The following is a 17,426-nucleotide window of genomic DNA, read 5'->3' on the forward strand; positions in this document are numbered from 1 at the left end:
GAAATCACTTCAAAATTCATCATTCAACGTTCTTCATTCATGGTTTTGAAATGTCGAATGGTGAATGATGAATTTCGAATAATGAAGTGAAATTAGTGCTTATGACTAACTTATGGAACCTTACACTATTCCCGCAGCCACACGTATTGGCCATATTCATCTGAAAGTTTCCGACTTACAACGCTCATTGGATTTCTATCAGGGCTTACTTGGCTTTGAATTGGTAACGATGTACGGCCAAGATGCGGCCTTTATTTCCGCAGGAGGATATCACCATCACATCGGCCTGAATACCTGGCAGAGCAAAGGAGGAAAGCCCGCGCCAAAAAACAACGCTGGGCTTTTTCATACGGCGATACTGCTACCCACTAGACGTGATTTGGCTGTTTTGCTGCAGCGATTGATTGATGCTAAGTATCCGCTTACCGGAGCTGCGGATCATGGAGTTTCTGAGGCGATTTACCTGGATGACCCGGATGAAAACGGCGTAGAGCTGTATTGGGACAGGCCACGTGAAGATTGGCCAAAGAATCCTGATGGAAGCATCCATATGTACACCAGGCAATTGGACATTAACGGGCTTTTGGCTGAGATTTAAGTTCTTTCCTTAATCCAATTCACGATCAAGTCCATCACCTCTTCCCGATCTAGGTCATTGATCAGCTCATGATATCCGCCTGGGAAAATCTTGAGGGTTTTATCACTTGATTTAGCCTTTTTGAACAGCAATTTTGAACCTTTTGGATTAGTCAATCCATCATCAGAACCATGAATCAAAAGTAAAGGAGTTTCAAAATAACTACCCAAATTCTGTACGAAGCGCATGACCTGCAATACCTCGTACGCGGTCCTGGCAGGAATTGCTTCCGTATAAACCAGTGGATCATTCAAATATTTTTCTACTTCCTCGGGAATCCTTGAAACTTTGTTCGCATCCAATTTTAAAGCTTTCAGCTTTGGCAAATACTTGCTGATGACACTGGAAAGCGCAATCAGGATTTGGGACGTTCCTTCTGCTTCTTTAATAGCCGGCGAACTCAAAACCACTCCATCTGCTTTGGGCTGATATTTTAGCACATAAGCTGCAACCAACCCTCCCCCCATGCTGTGTCCATACAAGAAAGCCGGTACATCTGGCACATAGCTTTTTACCTTCCCAAATAAAGCATCAATGTCTTTTAGGTAATCCTCGTAGGATTTAAAGTAAGCCGTTGGTTTTCCTTTCACTGATTTCCCATGCCCCCTTCCATCAAATGTGAAAACGGAAACGCCGATCTCAGTCAGCTTTTCTACCAAATGAGCATACCTCGAACTATGCTCGCCAAGACCATGAACTAGCAAAAGGCTCGCCTTGGGTGATTCAGGCATCCAGGCTTGGAGGTACAATTCTATGCCATCATGCGTTTTATAGCTGGTTTCTAGGTGTTTCATTTTGAAAGTGTTGGGAATAAAAACATAAGATGCACGGAAAAAAAGAATCTACAAAAAGGAGCTGATACTTAAAACGCCATGTTACCAACCGCTTTAGGAAAACTTAACTCTTGATTAATCTTATTCAACCTTCATTTTCTTACCTTGAGATACATATAAAAGTCAGGTCATCTACCCATTTTTCTAACCAACTAAACTAAAAAAAATGAAAAAGATATTATTTCTAACCGGAGATTTTGCAGAAGATTACGAAACCATGGTTCCCGTGCAAATGCTGGAAATGGTAGGCTATGAAGTTCATTCGGTTTGTCCAGGTAAGAAAAAAGGGGAAACGATTAAAACTGCCATCCATGATTTTGAAGGAGATCTGACCTACACCGAAAAGCCAGGCCATAATTTTATGCTAAGCTATTCCTTCGATCAAGTCGATGTGGATGATTACGTAGGACTGGCCATAGCGGGGGGGCGAGCTCCGGAGTACCTTAGATTAAATCAAAAACTATTGGAGATCGTGAAGCACTTCTTTGACACCAACAAGCCTGTGGCGGCAGTTTGTCATGGCATTCAGATTCTTACTGCTGCTGGCGTGGTAAAAGGAAGAAAGCTAACCGCATATCCGGCTGTGGGCCCGGAAGTGACTATCGCAGGAGGTGAGTATCAGGACATCCCAGCTACAGATGCCTATGTGGATGGCAATCTGGTGACTTCCCCAGCTTGGCCTGGTCATCCAGCTTGGATTCGGGAGTTTTTGAAAGTATTGGGAGCGAAAATTGAGATTTGATAGAGTGTTTGGTGTCGCATGACCGGTTACCGATGTTGACTAAATATCACCAAAGACAATTTCAATCAAAGTGAGTTTTATTAAAACAAAAGAGCCAAGAACCAAGACTTTCACAAATCTTGATTCTTGGCTCTTTGTCTAAAATCTTGGCTGTAACTTCTTGGCTCTAAAACTCTGCTACTTGATACTTATGTCTTACTACTTTTGTCTCCTTAAGGTATCCACTTATTTTTCCCGAAATCCGGCTTTCGCTTCTCCAAAAAGGCATTTCTCCCTTCTATAGCCTCTTCAGTGCCATAAGCTAAACGAGTAGCTTCACCGGCAAAAACCTGCTGACCTACCATACCATCATCAGTCAGGTTCATCGCAAATTTCAGCATCTTGATAGAAGTCGGCGACTTAGCCAATATCTCCTGAGCCCACTCATAAGCCGTTGACTCAAGTTCAGCATGCGGGATCACGGCATTTACCATTCCCATTTCATAGGCTTCCTGGCCGGAGTAATTTCTTCCTAGGAAAAAGATTTCCCGGGCTTTCTTTTGCCCAACCATCTTTGCCAAATACGCAGAACCATATCCCCCATCGAAGCTGGTCACATCCGCATCAGTTTGCTTGAAGATAGCATGCTCCTTACTAGCCAAAGTCAGATCGCAAACCACATGCAAGCTATGTCCTCCTCCTACTGCCCAGCCAGGAACGACAGCTATTACGACTTTTGGCATAAAACGGATCAAACGCTGCACTTCCAAAATATTCAGTCGGTGGTAGCCATCCTCTCCCACATAACCTTGATTTCCTCTGGCTTTCTGATCTCCGCCCGAGCAAAATGCCCAGCCTCCGTCTTTTGCCGAAGGCCCTTCCCCGCTCAATAAAACAACCCCGATGGAAGTGTCTTCCTGCGCATCGTAGAAAGCATCATAGAGTTCAGCAGTGGTTTTTGGGCGGAAGGCATTCCTGACTTCAGGTCTGTTAAAAGCGATTCTCGCTACGCCATTGCATTTTTTATAGGTAATATCTTCGTATTCTTTCGCAGTGATCCAGTTCATATCTTTCGATTTGGGTAAAAATCTAATTCTTTTGCAAGATAACAGCCTTCCCTGAATTTTGAAGGAGGATGGTTATCTTCGATAAAGGATTTCAAAAAGCTATCAGCAATGTTTCAACTTACTTTCGACAATCACATATTCCAGACTAAGAAAGACTTTGAGATAGACACAGCAGATTTTCCTGACTTTGCCAAAGCTGCCATTCAATTTTGTAAGGATTGGATTTCAGGCCAAAAGATCTTTGAACAGCAAACTTCGGGATCAATTGGAACACCAAAAAGAATTGAGATCAGCCGGGATCAGATGATCGCCAGCGCAAAGGCTACACAAGGTTTTTTCGAGACTGACGAAAATACAACTCTGCTCTGTTGCCTAGATCCAAATTACATCGCAGGCAAAATGATGCTGGTGCGAGCCATGGTCTGGAATGCCAAAACTGAGCTAATTGAACCAAAGTCAAATCCGCTGTTGGAGTTAAATGAGATTCCGGATTTCGTAGCGATGGTTCCGCTTCAAGTTGATTCTTGTATTCAGGATAAAACTTCCCGTGAGAAGTTGAAGAAAATCAAACATCTCATTATTGGTGGAGCGCCGATTAGTTCAGGCTTGAGAGAAAAGCTAATCACAAACGAAATTCAGGCTTTTCAAACCTATGGGATGACAGAGACGGTTTCGCACATCGCCTTGGCAAAAATTGAAGCAGGAGAATTGATTTATCGGACACTGCCGGGAGTAGAAATTGGTACGGATGATCGAAATGCGATTTGGGTAAAATCGGCAGCCAGTAACAATGAACTGGTGCAAACCAACGATGCGGTGGACACAATCGATCAGCACTCCTTTCATTGGCTGGGAAGAGTTGATTTTGTGATCAATTCCGGCGGAGTCAAGCTTCATCCGGAGCTATTGGAAGCAAAGGCAGAAGCGATTATTCATCGCTTTTATCCGAATTCAGCTTTTTTCTTTTTCGGCATGAAAGATGATAAACTAGGAGAAAAATTATGCATGGCTATAGAATCCACTAATGACACCAAAGAAAACTTACTGCAGTTGAAGAAGGCATTAGTACTGGACGTGGATAGATACGAAGTCCCGAAAAACACCTTCATCATCCCGGCGTTTTCCAGAACAAAAAGCGGAAAAATAAATCGACCAAAAACAATCGAACGAATATGAAATTGGCACTTATAGGCCTTCTTATGCTAGTTACATTATCCCAAACACAAAAAGATTTGGGAACTATTGAGTTGATCATACAAGAAACTTCTTCAGATGATGGAGTGATCCAGATTTTGATTTTTGATAAGGATCAAGGCTGGCCGGAGTCGCTTGATAAGGCTTGGAAAATGGTAACCATACCCATCAAAAATGGAATAGCTAAGAAAACCATCCCGGATGTGCCCTCAGGAAAATATGCAATCACAGTTTTTCATGACCATGATCAGGACGGAAAAATCCGTAAAAACAAAATCGGCTATCCTGTCGATTCCTTTGGTTTTTCTAACAATCCAAGCTTACTTTTTGGAGTACCTTCATTTGATAAATGCAGCCAAAAAGTATCCTCAGGCAGCACCACTCGTTTCGAAATTGATTTACGCTAAAACTTTTTCAAGCTAAAAGACCTACTTTTGCATCAATGAAGAAGAGTAACGAACACGCGAGCGGAATTGTAATTGAATTCGATTCGGGAATCATCCCACCTCCTTACAGTCATGTGTATAGAATGACCCTTGATTGGAGCAATTTTGAATTGAAGGCGGAATTGGAGCTGCACTACACAGACAGAGAAGATTTGACCGAGGACGAAATCCTTGACGAAGGATTTACATTAAATGATGATTTCAGTTTCAAAGGCACGCTTGATTTCGTTTGGAAAAAGGTAGTTTCCGTAGAGTTTGAAAAGGCAAAATGGAGCGGCAGACAACTAGAAGAAGGCGGTCTGATGATTTCTGCTCTGGAAAATGGAAAGCCCGGCCCAGCAAAAGCTCCTGTAAATCAAGAAGCATGGCAAATGCTGGCTCAGGATATAATTCAAGCCATCTATGAAACCTCAAAAAAAGAAGCTCCTCTTACGGTTAACTACCGTCAAGTCACAAACGAAGAAAGCATAGACTGCTCGATTACCATGAATTTCTCGAATCGAGAGGCGGTTTTCACTGCAAAAAATGAATCCAAAATAATCAACTGGGAGTACGCTGTTCAGCTATTGAAATTGGTATTTTCCCCGGACTATAACTACGAAATAGCAAAAGAAACTGCGGGTACCAAGCGTGGTTGTTACATAGAGTGTGGAGACGGGTATTGGCATGAGCTTGGAAAAGGCGTTATTAACATTGATACCTCCTTTGATGCTGTTGGAAGGATAAAAGATGGGTTTGAAAATTTAATCGAAGAATAAAATCACCCCTCACATTGCAATTAAGAACCTGATTCGCTTAACTTTAGCTAGAACGAATCAGGTTTTTTTATGCAAAACGGAAAAATTTTTATCAGTTATCGACAAAGTGACACCCAAAGTGAAGCAAGTAGACTCAAAGAAAACCTTGAAGAAGTGTTTGGAGAGAGCAATGTTTTTTTTGACATAGAAACTCTTGAACCAGGATTAAACTTTGCTCAAGCAATTGAAAAAACAATTAAACAAAGTAAAGTAGTTTTAGTTCTAATTGGCCCTACTTGGACAGAGGTGAAAGATGAAAATGGAAATTTGCGTCTTTTCAACGACAATGACTGGGTAAGAAGAGAGGTGGCTATGGCACTAAGTTTAAACGAAAGTGGGACTATAGTAATACCAGTTTTGGTTAAAAACGCTTCACAACTATCAAAAGATCGACTTCCAAATAACATTAAAGCTTTGGCAGATGTGCAGTGGGCTGAAATATCTATTAAAAGGTGGAAAACTGATGTCGAAAATCTAATCACTGTATTAAAAAAAATAACTCAAAAATCCGGAGCAGCAAATTCGAATCAGAAATTCGATGCAAACGATTTATTCAAACAATCCAAAGAACTAGGCAACCTATTTAAATCATCTAAGGAACCAAAAGATTTCAGTTCATTGCAAGGGATTTGGAAAGCTTACAAATACTATATAATTGCTTTTATCATTTTCGTAATCGCAATTAATAGCTGCGCAGAGGAAGAATATCCTTATGATGACTATGGATATGGTTATATAATTGATTCTCCATGCAATCATCTTATTACCGAATTACCCGCTTTTTATGGAAAAGAATAAAATTTTTCTCAGTCACAGACATTCAGATACGCAAAGTGATTGTCACCGCATCAGAGAAACGCTAGAACAAGAGTTTGGTGAAGACGCTGTGTTCTTGGATATAGAAAATCTTGAACCAGGAATTCGTTTTGCAGATGCCATTGATAAAGCATTAAAGGAAAGTAAAGTCGTGCTAGTCGCAATTGGCCCCGATTGGTTTGGTGATCCAGATGAAAATGGCGTTACGCGGCTCTTCCAACCCAAAGATTGGGTACATAGGGAAGTTAGTGCTGCGCTGGCAAGACCAGATACACGAGTGATCCCCTTATTGCTCAAGGGAGCAAGCAGGCCCACTGCCGATCAGCTTCCTGAAGATTTGCAAGAATTGGCCGATCTGCAAACCTTCGAAATCTCTATAACAAGATGGAAATATGACCTAGGCGTGCTAGTAGAAGCACTTGCCAAACTTATTCCTAGAAAAAAGAAACCAGAGCCACAACCCACTCCACGTCCAAGACCACTTCCTATTCCCAAACCACAGAAAAGCTGGTGGGGCAGAAACTACCTTTGGGTACTTGGGATTTTTGTAGTATTAATGATCATCATAATCAGCAGTGAAGATTTTCAGAAAGGATTTCAGGAGGGTTTAAATGGCTCAAATACTATGTATAATGATCAAAATGAGTCGGTAGATGATGAGCTTAGCCAGGCAGATATCAATGCATTAAGGGAAGAAAATCCTTCAGGAAATGAAATCTATGAAAATTTATCTGGTTCACAATCAAATGATGTAACTGCTATTCATGGTTATTGGCTCTTATCTGACAATCAAGGAAACACAAGTACTCTAGTATTCAATCAAAATAAAAAGGACTTCGAGTTTATCGAGTACAATGTTTTCAATGTAGCTATAGGACAAGGCACTGGCTCAATCACCCAAAATCAACTTTCCGCAGATTATTTTAATTCACTGGTTCAAATAAATGGTAAGCTTAATTTATCACCATCCGAAGATGGAGAGAGTTGGTCTGGGAGTATTTCTTTTCCTGACTTGGAATCAAGTAGTCCTATTACTTTGAAAAGAATTAACCCCTAAGGGTCCTCAGGTCAGCCCGAATATCAGAGATCATTTCTCCAAGATCCTCCAAGGTCAAGGGCTTTTTCTTGTCACCGGGATTTGGAAAATCTGTGCTAATAAAAGCTTTCGCCTCCCAAACTTCTATGACAGTTTCTCCCTTCACTTCATAAGGTTTGTAATGTTCATTATCTGAAACCAAAAATAGCTTCCCGTTGTCGCTGAGGTAATTGAAAACCCGCTTGTAAACCACGCCTTCTGTTTCTGTTACCAACACATAGGTTTTTCCACTTTTGATATCTTTCAGCTGATCCACATAGGCACCAATTACGATGGTACCTGAAGTCAGCGGCAACATGGAATCGCCTGCTAGCTCAAAAGCCCGATACGTAGCTTGCTTCGAAAGTGTAGGAATCTGGAACTGTGGTAGGCTCTCCATGTATTCAGTATCAGCAAATCCATTCAAATATCCCGCAGAAGCTTTTTGTCCCACTAAAGTGATATTTTCCTTCTCATCCTCATCACAGGCAATGGTAAGAATATTAATTCCTCTTTTTTGAATTGCCTTCCTGCCTTTGCTTTCGATATCATGATTCAAAAGCTCCTCCATCCCGACTTCCAGCACATCACAGAGCTTGCCAAGCGTTAATAGCTTAGGCTCCGATCTACCATCTTCGTAGGCAGAAATCATCGTACGCTGCACATCCAGCTGATCTGCTAGATCATTTTGTGTGATGCCTTTTTGCTTACGCAAAAACCGGAGATTTGAAGACAGATATTTCATGCGGAATACAGGTAAAAGTTGTGGTCTTCAGGTGCGGAAGGTATTGGAAAAAAAGGATTCATATTCAAAGCAGCACTTCTCCTTCTTTCCATACGCTGTTTGATTTCATCTATTATTTCTCCTACAGGCTTTGGGCCATTCACAAGCAAGTAACCGTACTGCGGTTTTGCCTCGTCCTCGATGAAAAATTTTACTTGGCAATTCCCTGATGCCAAAGTCTTTGTGGTGATACTGATCTTTTCTTGATTTTCCATAACTGATTCTTTTAACATCAGCTAAGATAGAAATGTTGTTTTTATAAACATATAGATGAATGAAAAATAAACATTTTACTCTGACGCAAATTGTCAAAAACAAAAATCAATTAACGAATCAGCTTGCTGAAGCTTCAAATAAATCAGTTTATTCTTTGAAACGCCATATATATAAATACCTTATCTACTACTCAATACGCCATTTGACCGCTTAGCCTATTATGACTCTCTATCCTGAACAAAAGTTCCTTCTTTTGTATTAATAAATATCGAAACAGTACCACCAAATATTCTCTCTATGAATGGGAGATATGCTTTTCTGAAAGTATCCAACTAACCTACACCAATGAAATATTACCTCTACCTATTATTTTTTTTACTAGTAACAGTCACTCAAGTTTCTGCCCAAACTTATTCGATCAAAGGCAGGGTAAAAGAGGCAGGTACCGAAATTACCATTCCGAATGCAACCATTTTACTTCAAAATCTACCTGATTCCATACAAGTGGATGGGATGATTTCTGACCTGGATGGAGAATTTGAAATCAGCAATGTAAAAAACGGTGAATATCTTCTGAAAATTCAATACTTAGGGTTTGAAGATCTTTACAAATCTATCAATGTCACTCAAGATTTAGACCTTGGTGCATTGAGTCTCAAAGAGGAAGCTACGGCGTTGGACGAAGTGACTATAAGTGCCAGAAGGTCACAAGGTGAGCAAAAGGGAGATACTACCCTATTCAATGCGGATGCTTTTAAAACGATGAAGGACGCGAGTGCCCAGACCTTGATTGAAAAACTTCCTGGTGTAATCTCTATGGACGGTTCCCTACAAGCTCAAGGAGAAGCCATTACTCAGGTTTTAGTGGATGGAAAACCGTTTTTCGGAGGTGATGTAAATACTGCATTACAAAATCTTCCAGCAGAGGTAATTCAGGGGATTGAGATATTTGACCAAAAAAGTGACAAGGCATTGCTTAGTGGCTTTGATGATGGGGAACGAATGAAAACCATAAACATCATCACAAAACCAAATCGACGCAAAGGGATATTTGGAAAAACTACAGCGGGGTACGGAACTGACGACCGGTATCTGGCCGGAGCAAGTATCAATTCCTTCAATGAAGATCAGCGAATCACTTTTACAGGCCTGAGTAATAACATCAACGTGCTGGATTACTCCAGCGATGCTAATATTCAAAGCAACAATAGACCTCAAAACGGCATCGTAAACACTAACATCCTCGGAATCAACTACTCGGATAACTGGGGTGAAAAAATAAAAGTCAGTGGTAGCTATCAGTATAATCACCGCAAAAACACAAATGAATCAAGTCTGATCAGAGAATATGTAACAAGTGCTAATTCCGGACAAATCTATACGGAAGACAGCCGAGAGACCCGTACCAGACAAGATCACCGCTTCGACATGAGGCTGGAATACAATATCAATGAAAATAATAGAATTCTATATCGTCCTCGACTTTCGGCAAGCTTTGAAACAGAAAACTCCGGTTTTTTCGGAGAAAGTGTGAATGCTGAAGGACCATTGAATCAGACAGAAAATGTAAGAACTGCTAAGAACGAGGATTATGACATGTTTCATCGATTGTTCTATAGCCACAAGTTCAGTAAGGAAGGAAGAACAATAACCCTCAGCGCAAATACAGGCAGTCATGGAAACAACGATAATGCACTGCGCACAGCAACAAATATCTATTTTCAACCCGATGAGCGTACAGAAATCATCAACCAAAATATCACCAGAGACCGCTCTGGTTACGATTGGGAAACTGGTGTATCTTATACCGAGCCTTTAGGTAAAAATGGCCAGATGGAGCTTGAATATGAAATCGGGAATAGATTTAACGATTCTGATCAGCTAACTTTTGACATCTTAAATGATGACATTTCCAATCCGGATCTTTCACTGGATACTGCTTTGAGTAATTCATTTGAAAGCAAATACCTGAGACAGGAAGTAGAACTTGGCTACCAATACCAATTGGAAAAACTGAAGTTTCAGGCAGAAATCCAATATCAGAACGCGAACCTCAAAAACGATCAACTTTTCCCTGCAGTAGGAACCATAGATAGAACCTTCGAAAGCTTCATGCCGACAGTGAGATTTGATTATACAATTTCTCCTACAACCAACTTTGAGATTGATTACGATACTGACGTGGATGCACCTTCTGTAGGTGACCTCCAGAATGTGATCGATAATTCCAACCCTCTTCAATTAAGAACAGGTAACCCTAATCTAGACCAGTCTTATTCCAATAGAATAAGATTTAGATTTCGCAGCAATAACCCCGAAAATGATCGCTCTTGGTTTGTTTTTGCCCAATATAACCTAACAGATAATGCAGTATCCAACAGTACTTTTACGGCTGAAGAAGCCACAGAATTGCCAGGCGGAATTATTTTAGAAAAAGGTTCTCAGCTGTTCAGACCGGTTAACTTGGACGGATACAAGGATTTTAGATCCTGGGTGAGTTACGGTATCCCACTTGATTTTGTCAAATCCAACTTCAATATCAACGGAGGATTCAGCAGCACAAAAAGACCTGGAATGGTGAATAACCAGATAAGTTTCAATAACTCCCAACGCATCAGTACTGGGATTTCCTTGAGCAGCAACATTTCAGATCAAATTGACTTTAACATCTCCACACGTTTTTCATTTAACAATGTGGAAAATACGCTAAACGAAAGCCTAAACAATAATTTTTACAACCAGCGCTCCAGATTAAACCTAAGTTGGATTATTTGGGAGGGTTTTATATACCGACTGGATGTAAATCATCAATTGAACTCTGGACTATCCGAAGGATTCGATGCTAATGTAGTACTGATGAATATGAGTTTAGGCAAAAAAGTATTTGCAAATCAACGCGGAGAAATCTCACTCAACGTGTACGATTTACTTGGTCAAAACCGAAGTGTGTATAGAAATGTCACGGATGCTTTTGTGGAAGATGGTCAAAACAATGTGATGCAGCGCTACTTTATGCTTTCCTTCACATACAACATCCGCCATTTCAACAAAGGGACGGATATGGATGACTACAACGAACTTTATAACAATTAATAGAAAGGCCTGATGAATTAGTTTCCATCAGGCCTCCTTTTTTAGTCTAAGCTAATAGCGATTCACATTCAGTTAGACAGTTTCTACAAGCTTCAGCGCATTTGATACAAGCCTCATGCTCATGTTTTTCGCATTCCTTGGCGCAGTTATAACATGCATCAACACATTGCTGCATTGCTATTGCTCGATCTAATGAACTGCTTTCATTTACAGAGATACAATCTTTACAAGCATCGATGCATCGCTCACAATACTTGATGCAATCGCCCATACCAGGCCTGTCTTTACATGAATCAATACATGATAAACAAGCGTCAATACATTGTTCGCAAGATCCGATGAGATTGCTTGTTAATTTAGTTACTGTGCTCATAATAATTGAATTTAGTTGATCACCGCTATCGAATTTCAACAATTTTGATAGGATTAGCATTGAAATTAATTCCCATTGACTGAGAATTAGTGTCATAAAAAATACAAAAATGCAGCCACTTGCCAATTAGTCTTACTAATTGCCTGAAAACAAACTTCCCCTTTAAATAACACTGTTTACCAAGGAACTATGAGGAATTCCTGACTCAACTTGTGGATAGCCACATCAGCAAAACTTAAGTAATTATGCCCTATACGAAACTTTCCTGATTGATTTTCAATTTGCTTACTAACTATAAGCGATCACCCATTTTGAAAACGACCAAACCATACTCCCTACTCGATCTTGCCATCATCCGTGAAGACTTTGATGCGAAAGACGCCTACGAAAGAAGCTTACAAGTCGCACAACATGCCGAAAAGTTGGGCTACACTAGAATGTGGCTTGCCGAGCATCACAACATGGCCAATGTAGGCAGCTCTTCTCCACAGATATTAATTGGCTACCTAGCACACGGAACTTCCAAAATCCGCCTAGGATCAGGAGGAATCATGCTACCCAACCACAGTCCACTGATCATTGCCGAGCAGTTTGGAACGCTTGCGACTTTGTACCCAAACCGGATTGATCTGGGACTGGGCAGAGCGCCAGGCACGGATCAGACTACAGCGACAGCACTTCGGAGAGGCAGACATGAATCTGTCCAAGAATTCCCAAATGATCTGGATGATCTACATCGCTATTTCTCTGAAGATAATCTTGATTCCAAAGTCCGGGCTTTCCCAGCAGAAGGACTTGATATTCCTATTTACCTACTTGGCTCAAGCATGAGCAGTGCCGTGCTTGCTTCGGAGAAGGGATTGCCTTACGCATTCGCAAGTCATTTTGCACCGGGGTATTTGATCAACGCTTCGAGGCATTATAGAGAAAACTTCCAGCCCTCAGAGCATTTGGAGAAGCCATACTTTATCTCCTGTGTGAATGTGATCGCTGCTGATTCTGACGAGGAAGCCCATTATTTGGCCACCTCTTTTTATCAAACTGCCCTGGGAATCATTCGTGGCAGATCTTATCCTATGAAAAAACCGGTAAAAAGCATGGAAGGAATCTGGACCGAACCAGAAGCAGCCGCTATCCAGAATATGATGGCTTGTACATTTATTGGCACTAAAGAGAGTCTAAAACCACAATTCGAGAGCTTCTTCCGACAGGTAGAAGTGGATGAGCTGATGATATCTACGAATATCTATGATCCTGAGAGGCGATTAAGATCATTGGAGATCACGGCTGAGGTATTGGGGTAATTCGAAGCTTGTTTTTCCATAAATTTCTTCCCGCAGATTTGCGCTGAAAAATCCGCTGATAATCGCTGATTTTTTAGGTTTTGTAGTCAAATTATAAAGCAAGAGATCTACGAAAATCTGCGGCAGTTATCAGCTGTTCATCTGCGGGAACTAATTTACTACTCATCGGCCAAACTATCCACCGGATTATCCAAAGCAGCCTTCACCGCTCTAAATCCCACCGTAGCGGCAGTGATCAAAAGGGAAACAAGCATTACCAATACATACAAGCCTACAGGCACAGTGGTCTTGTAGGAAAAATTCTGCAACCATTGATCTGTGAGGTAATAACCTAGCGGCAAAGCAATCACACAAGCGATCAGCACCAGATAGATAAACTCTTTTGAAAGCAAAAATGTGATTTGGGATATCGAAGCTCCAAGCACCTTTCGGATTCCGATTTCCTTGAGCTTTTGCCCCACCAAGAAAGAAATCAACCCATACAAACCAATTGAAGAAATAACTATCGAAAGCACAGCAAAGACTTTGTAAACCAGTGAAAGTTGGTTTTCCCTACGGTAGAAATTCGCAATCGTCTCATCCAGAAACTCCCCGGAATAAATCGCGTCTGGATAGATGTTTTTGAATTCTTCTTCTATACTCGCCAGCGTCTGCTGACCTGCCGAACTATCCAGTTTCATTCCCATGACGTAGTAAGACTCCCGTTCCGTAGCGATGATGAAGGGTTTCACTTCCTCCCTTAAAGAATTTTGCGCAAAATCTTTCACTACTCCGGTGATCCTCATCCAAGGCTCTCCACCACCAATCGTAATCCTTTTGCCTACGGCATCCTCCGGGTTAGCAACATTGAGTCTTTTCGCCATGGTCTCATTGATCACCGCTTCTTTGAGCGTGTCGCTTTCAGAAAAACCGGTTCCTGCAGCAAACTGCAACCCATAATTATCAAAGTAATCTGCGTCTCCGTACTTCAGGGAAGCCATAAACGGCACATCTTCTCTTTTGTCATCAAACCAAAAATTCGAAGCCCAATTGTTATTGGAAGAGGGCACATCACTGGAAATACTGACGCTTTTGATTTGAGAATTTGCTTCCAAACGCTGCTTCAGCACATCCAGCCTCCCATCTCTTGGTTCGTCAGAGGGAAGATCAAAATAGTACACGGCCTCTTTCGAAAAACCTAGATCAGCATTTTGGATTTCCGTCATCTGCTTAACCGCAATCACCGTCGCGATCATAAGCACCTGTGCAATCACAAACTGTAACACGACCAAACTTCTTCGCAAAGAAACTCCTCCGATCTGAGCTACCTGAATCTTATTTTTCAATGCCTGAATCGGCTGAAATCCCGAAAGAATCAATGCCGGATAAAGCCCCGACAGCAAAGTCACTCCCAGAACTATAGCAACTGAAAACAATAGAAAGGTAGGGGTAATCAACTGAATGGTTTCTGGCACTTCGGCCACTTTACTGAGGTAAGGAAGTAAAATCGTCGCTGCGAGCGTAGAAATGGTGGCAGAGATAAATACGACCATAAAAGTTTCCCCAAAAGATTGGAAAACGACCTGTCCCCTACTTCCGCCCATCACTTTTCTAATGCCCACTTCCTTGCTTTTCCCGATTGCTTGCGCAGTGGAAAGATTCACAAAGTTGATCGAAGCCATGAGCAGAATGAAGACACCAATCAATGCAAGAGTATAAATCGTTGCCTTGCGAATCATTTCCCCACTGATCGGATCAAAGCGAGTATCAAAGTGAATATCATTCATTGGCTGTAGGAAAAAGGACTTCTTCGAAGTGCCCCTGTCCTTGTAGTTTTTATCTGCAAAGGCTTGCAATTGCTGATTGATTTGTGCTGGATTCCCTACTTCAGGAAGCTTCAAATACACCTGAAAATTACTACCAAAGCTTCCCCACTCGTCAAAATAGGTATCAAATATCTCCTCATTACTCTCCATCGTTTTATAGGACACCAACATATCAAACCGGAAATTACTGTTGTCTGGAAGGTCTGCAACGATCGCTCCCACGGAAGCTTCTATGCGTTTGGACAACAACAGTGGTTTGCCGAAAGCATTTTCCCAAGTGCCAAAAAGTTTCTTGGCTTCTGTCTCCGTAAGCGCCACTTGGCCCGGATCATTTAAGGAATTTAGATTTCCTGCCAAGACCTCCACATCAAATAATGAAGGGTAATCAGCTGTGGTAAAGAAGGCATCTTCGATTACAAAATTATTTTCTCCTGAGCCTGTCACAGCTTCATCCAGCGTCACAAAAACCGATGAATTCACTACGGGAACGATTGCCTCAATTCCTGATAAATCAGCTTTCAACGCCTCTGGCATGGGAGGAGATACGCCCGGCGTGTAGCTCATTCCATCGGAGTACTCATCCTGAGTCACTACGCGATAGATCTGATCCGAATTGGACTGAAAATTATCGTAGCTGAGTTCGTAGCTTACTACCGTGAAAAGCAAAAAGGCAGCAGTGATTCCCAGAGTCAAACCAAAAATGTTAATCAACGCGACACGCTTGCCTTTTTTAAGATTTCGCCAAGCAATTTTAGAGTAAATTTTCCACATAGGTATGGTATTCAAATTTTTCTGATCTACAGCATTTAATCCAAGATCAAACCAGAAAAAACAGGCCCATATAGGCTCAGAATGAAGATTTATTGAAAATCGTGTAGAGTTACCCGAACATTTTTGTTCGCCTTCGGGCGATGACTAAGTATTTCAAACCCTAAGTTCACACCTTCAGCCTATTTTTTTCAGGATATTTTTGTCGATCCAAATCGACAAAACATTAACAATTTTGTATTTTTAATTCGACAAAATACATTTAAATTTGCAGAATAGATTCGACAATTTATGGACATCTTATTCTCAAATTCCCAAAACCTGCTCAGTCAAACTGATGACAAATTCTTCAGGTACCTTTTCTCGGTAATAGACTGGAATCAGCGAATGATTGCCATTAAAGGTCCTAGAGGTTCTGGAAAGACCACTTTTATTCTTCAAAGAATCAAATTCGGCATAAAAGCTCAAGCTAACGAAGCACTTTACTTTTCTGCAGACCACTATTGGTTTTATACCCATAATCTAGTAGAGACCGCCCATACTTTTTATCAAAACGGTGGGCGTTTTTTGTTCATTGATGAGGTACACAAATATCCAAATTGGTCCCGAGAGCTCAAGAATATTTATGATTCATATCCTGAACTGAAAGTGGTATTCTCTTCATCTTCCGCACTGGATATTTATAGGGGTGAATCCGATTTGAGCCGACGAGTGATTACTTATGAGTTGCTAGGAATGTCATTTCGTGAATACCTGAACTTGACCCATAACCAAAATTTCCAACCTGTCTCTCTTACGGAAATTCAGAACACTCATTCTCAAATCTCATCTGAAATCACCTCGCTCCTTCAGCCTCTACCAGCATTCAAGGAGTATCTCAAAAGAGGCTATCTTCCCATCATAACCGAATCAAACCCTGAAACTATCCCGGTTTTCCTCCAGCAGATTATTAATACGGTAGTAGAATCTGATCTGGCGTTTATCGCTGATTACAATGCTGGCACAGCCTATAAAGTCAAAAAACTACTTGGCGTATTAGCAGAGTCCGTTCCTTTCAAACCTAATGTTTCCTCCATTGCCAGAAAAGTAGAAACCAGCCGGGATTCGGTGTATGAATGGCTCACACAATTGGAAAAAGCCAGATTGCTCAACTTCCTCATCGCAGCGGGAAAGGGAGTTTCTCTTTTGCAAAAACCGGATAAGGTGTACCTGGAAAACACAAACCTTTCCTACGCATTAAAGGCCAATCCAGAGATAGGTTCGGTGAGGGAAACCTTCCTATTAAACCAACTCAAAAACATCAAAAAAGAAGTTCGACTACCTAAATCTGGTGACTTTCAAGTAGATGATCTAGTGATAGAAGTTGGAGGCAAAAACAAAGACGCCTCCCAAATCAATCATATAGACAACTATCTGATTGCAGCAGATGAGATCGAGCATGGATTTGGCAAAAAAGTGCCATTGTGGGTTTTTGGAATGATGTATTGAAACACCATC

At 41.2% G+C, this 17,426-nt stretch carries 16 protein-coding genes; 10 read left to right on the plus strand and 6 right to left on the minus strand.

Annotated features, from left to right (window positions below; all coding sequences use genetic code 11):
- Window positions 1–112: 112 nt before the first annotated feature.
- Window positions 113–598, plus strand: a complete 486-nt coding sequence (locus BM386_RS09900; RefSeq protein WP_091693218.1) for a VOC family protein — start codon at window positions 113–115, stop codon at window positions 596–598.
- Here BM386_RS09900 and BM386_RS09905 read toward each other — a convergent pair.
- Entirely contained in the window at window positions 595–1,431 is an 837-nt protein-coding gene (locus tag BM386_RS09905) for an alpha/beta hydrolase (protein ID WP_091693221.1), read from the minus strand. The two genes, BM386_RS09900 and BM386_RS09905, sit on opposite strands and share 4 nt — an antisense overlap.
- 205 nt (window positions 1,432–1,636) lie before the next feature.
- On the opposite strand from BM386_RS09905, the gene BM386_RS09910 reads away from it, so the two are divergent.
- The gene (locus BM386_RS09910; protein WP_091693223.1) at window positions 1,637–2,212 is read left to right on the plus strand and encodes a DJ-1/PfpI family protein; all 576 of its coding nucleotides are present in this window, start codon (window positions 1,637–1,639) and stop codon (window positions 2,210–2,212) included.
- Between the two features lie 212 nt (window positions 2,213–2,424).
- On the opposite strand, the gene BM386_RS09915 is transcribed toward BM386_RS09910, so the two are convergent.
- A complete protein-coding gene (locus BM386_RS09915) occupies window positions 2,425–3,258 on the minus strand; it encodes a 1,4-dihydroxy-2-naphthoyl-CoA synthase (protein ID WP_091693226.1) in 834 nt (277 codons plus the stop codon).
- 108 nt (window positions 3,259–3,366) lie between these two features.
- Between BM386_RS09915 and BM386_RS09920 the strand changes: the two genes are divergently transcribed.
- The 5 genes from BM386_RS09920 to BM386_RS09940 all read left to right on the plus strand — a co-directional run bounded on the left by BM386_RS09920 (window position 3,367) and on the right by BM386_RS09940 (window position 7,568).
- Window positions 3,367–4,434, plus strand: a complete 1,068-nt coding sequence (locus tag BM386_RS09920) for an AMP-binding protein (RefSeq protein ID WP_091693229.1) — start codon at window positions 3,367–3,369, stop codon at window positions 4,432–4,434.
- Window positions 4,431–4,859: a DUF2141 domain-containing protein gene (locus BM386_RS09925; RefSeq protein WP_091693231.1), complete on the plus strand. Its 429-nt coding sequence runs from the start codon at window positions 4,431–4,433 to the stop codon at window positions 4,857–4,859. Before BM386_RS09920 ends, BM386_RS09925 begins: the two co-directional genes overlap by 4 nt.
- 35 nt (window positions 4,860–4,894) lie before the next feature.
- Window positions 4,895–5,656 (plus strand): hypothetical protein, encoded by a 762-nt coding sequence (locus BM386_RS09930; protein WP_091693234.1) that lies wholly within the window; start codon window positions 4,895–4,897, stop codon window positions 5,654–5,656.
- A gap of 69 nt (window positions 5,657–5,725) precedes the next feature.
- The gene (locus tag BM386_RS09935; protein ID WP_091693238.1) at window positions 5,726–6,493 is read left to right on the plus strand and encodes a toll/interleukin-1 receptor domain-containing protein; all 768 of its coding nucleotides are present in this window, start codon (window positions 5,726–5,728) and stop codon (window positions 6,491–6,493) included.
- A complete protein-coding gene (locus BM386_RS09940; RefSeq protein WP_091693241.1) occupies window positions 6,480–7,568 on the plus strand; it encodes a toll/interleukin-1 receptor domain-containing protein in 1,089 nt (362 codons plus the stop codon). The genes BM386_RS09935 and BM386_RS09940 overlap by 14 nt, the downstream gene beginning before the upstream one ends.
- Here the strand turns inward: BM386_RS09940 and BM386_RS09945 are convergent.
- On the minus strand, window positions 7,558–8,331 hold the full coding sequence (locus BM386_RS09945; RefSeq protein WP_091693244.1) for an XRE family transcriptional regulator: 774 nt from the start codon (window positions 8,329–8,331) through the stop codon (window positions 7,558–7,560). The two genes, BM386_RS09940 and BM386_RS09945, sit on opposite strands and share 11 nt — an antisense overlap.
- Window positions 8,328–8,585, minus strand: a complete 258-nt coding sequence (locus BM386_RS09950) for a hypothetical protein (RefSeq protein WP_091694453.1) — start codon at window positions 8,583–8,585, stop codon at window positions 8,328–8,330. The genes BM386_RS09945 and BM386_RS09950 overlap by 4 nt, the downstream gene beginning before the upstream one ends.
- A 346-nt stretch (window positions 8,586–8,931) precedes the next feature.
- On the opposite strand from BM386_RS09950, the gene BM386_RS09955 reads away from it, so the two are divergent.
- Entirely contained in the window at window positions 8,932–11,679 is a 2,748-nt protein-coding gene (locus BM386_RS09955) for an outer membrane beta-barrel protein (RefSeq protein WP_091693249.1), read from the plus strand.
- Window positions 11,680–11,725: 46 nt separating this feature from the next.
- Here BM386_RS09955 and BM386_RS24195 read toward each other — a convergent pair whose 3' ends face one another.
- Entirely contained in the window at window positions 11,726–12,148 is a 423-nt protein-coding gene (locus BM386_RS24195) for a four-helix bundle copper-binding protein (protein ID WP_483066923.1), read from the minus strand.
- Between the two features lie 215 nt (window positions 12,149–12,363).
- On the opposite strand from BM386_RS24195, the gene BM386_RS09960 reads away from it, so the two are divergent.
- Window positions 12,364–13,356, plus strand: a complete 993-nt coding sequence (locus tag BM386_RS09960) for an LLM class flavin-dependent oxidoreductase (RefSeq protein ID WP_091694456.1) — start codon at window positions 12,364–12,366, stop codon at window positions 13,354–13,356.
- A 158-nt stretch (window positions 13,357–13,514) separates the two neighbouring features.
- Here the strand turns inward: BM386_RS09960 and BM386_RS09965 are convergent, their stop codons facing one another.
- Entirely contained in the window at window positions 13,515–15,932 is a 2,418-nt protein-coding gene (locus BM386_RS09965; RefSeq protein WP_091693255.1) for an ABC transporter permease, read from the minus strand.
- A gap of 288 nt (window positions 15,933–16,220) precedes the next feature.
- Between BM386_RS09965 and BM386_RS09970 the strand changes: the two genes are divergently transcribed.
- Complete coding sequence (locus tag BM386_RS09970; RefSeq protein ID WP_091693259.1) at window positions 16,221–17,417, plus strand: ATP-binding protein; 1,197 nt, start codon at window positions 16,221–16,223, stop codon at window positions 17,415–17,417.
- Window positions 17,418–17,426 lie beyond the last annotated feature (9 nt).

This window comes from Algoriphagus locisalis (assembly GCF_900116615.1).
GTDB lineage: Bacteria > Bacteroidota > Bacteroidia > Cytophagales > Cyclobacteriaceae > Algoriphagus > Algoriphagus locisalis.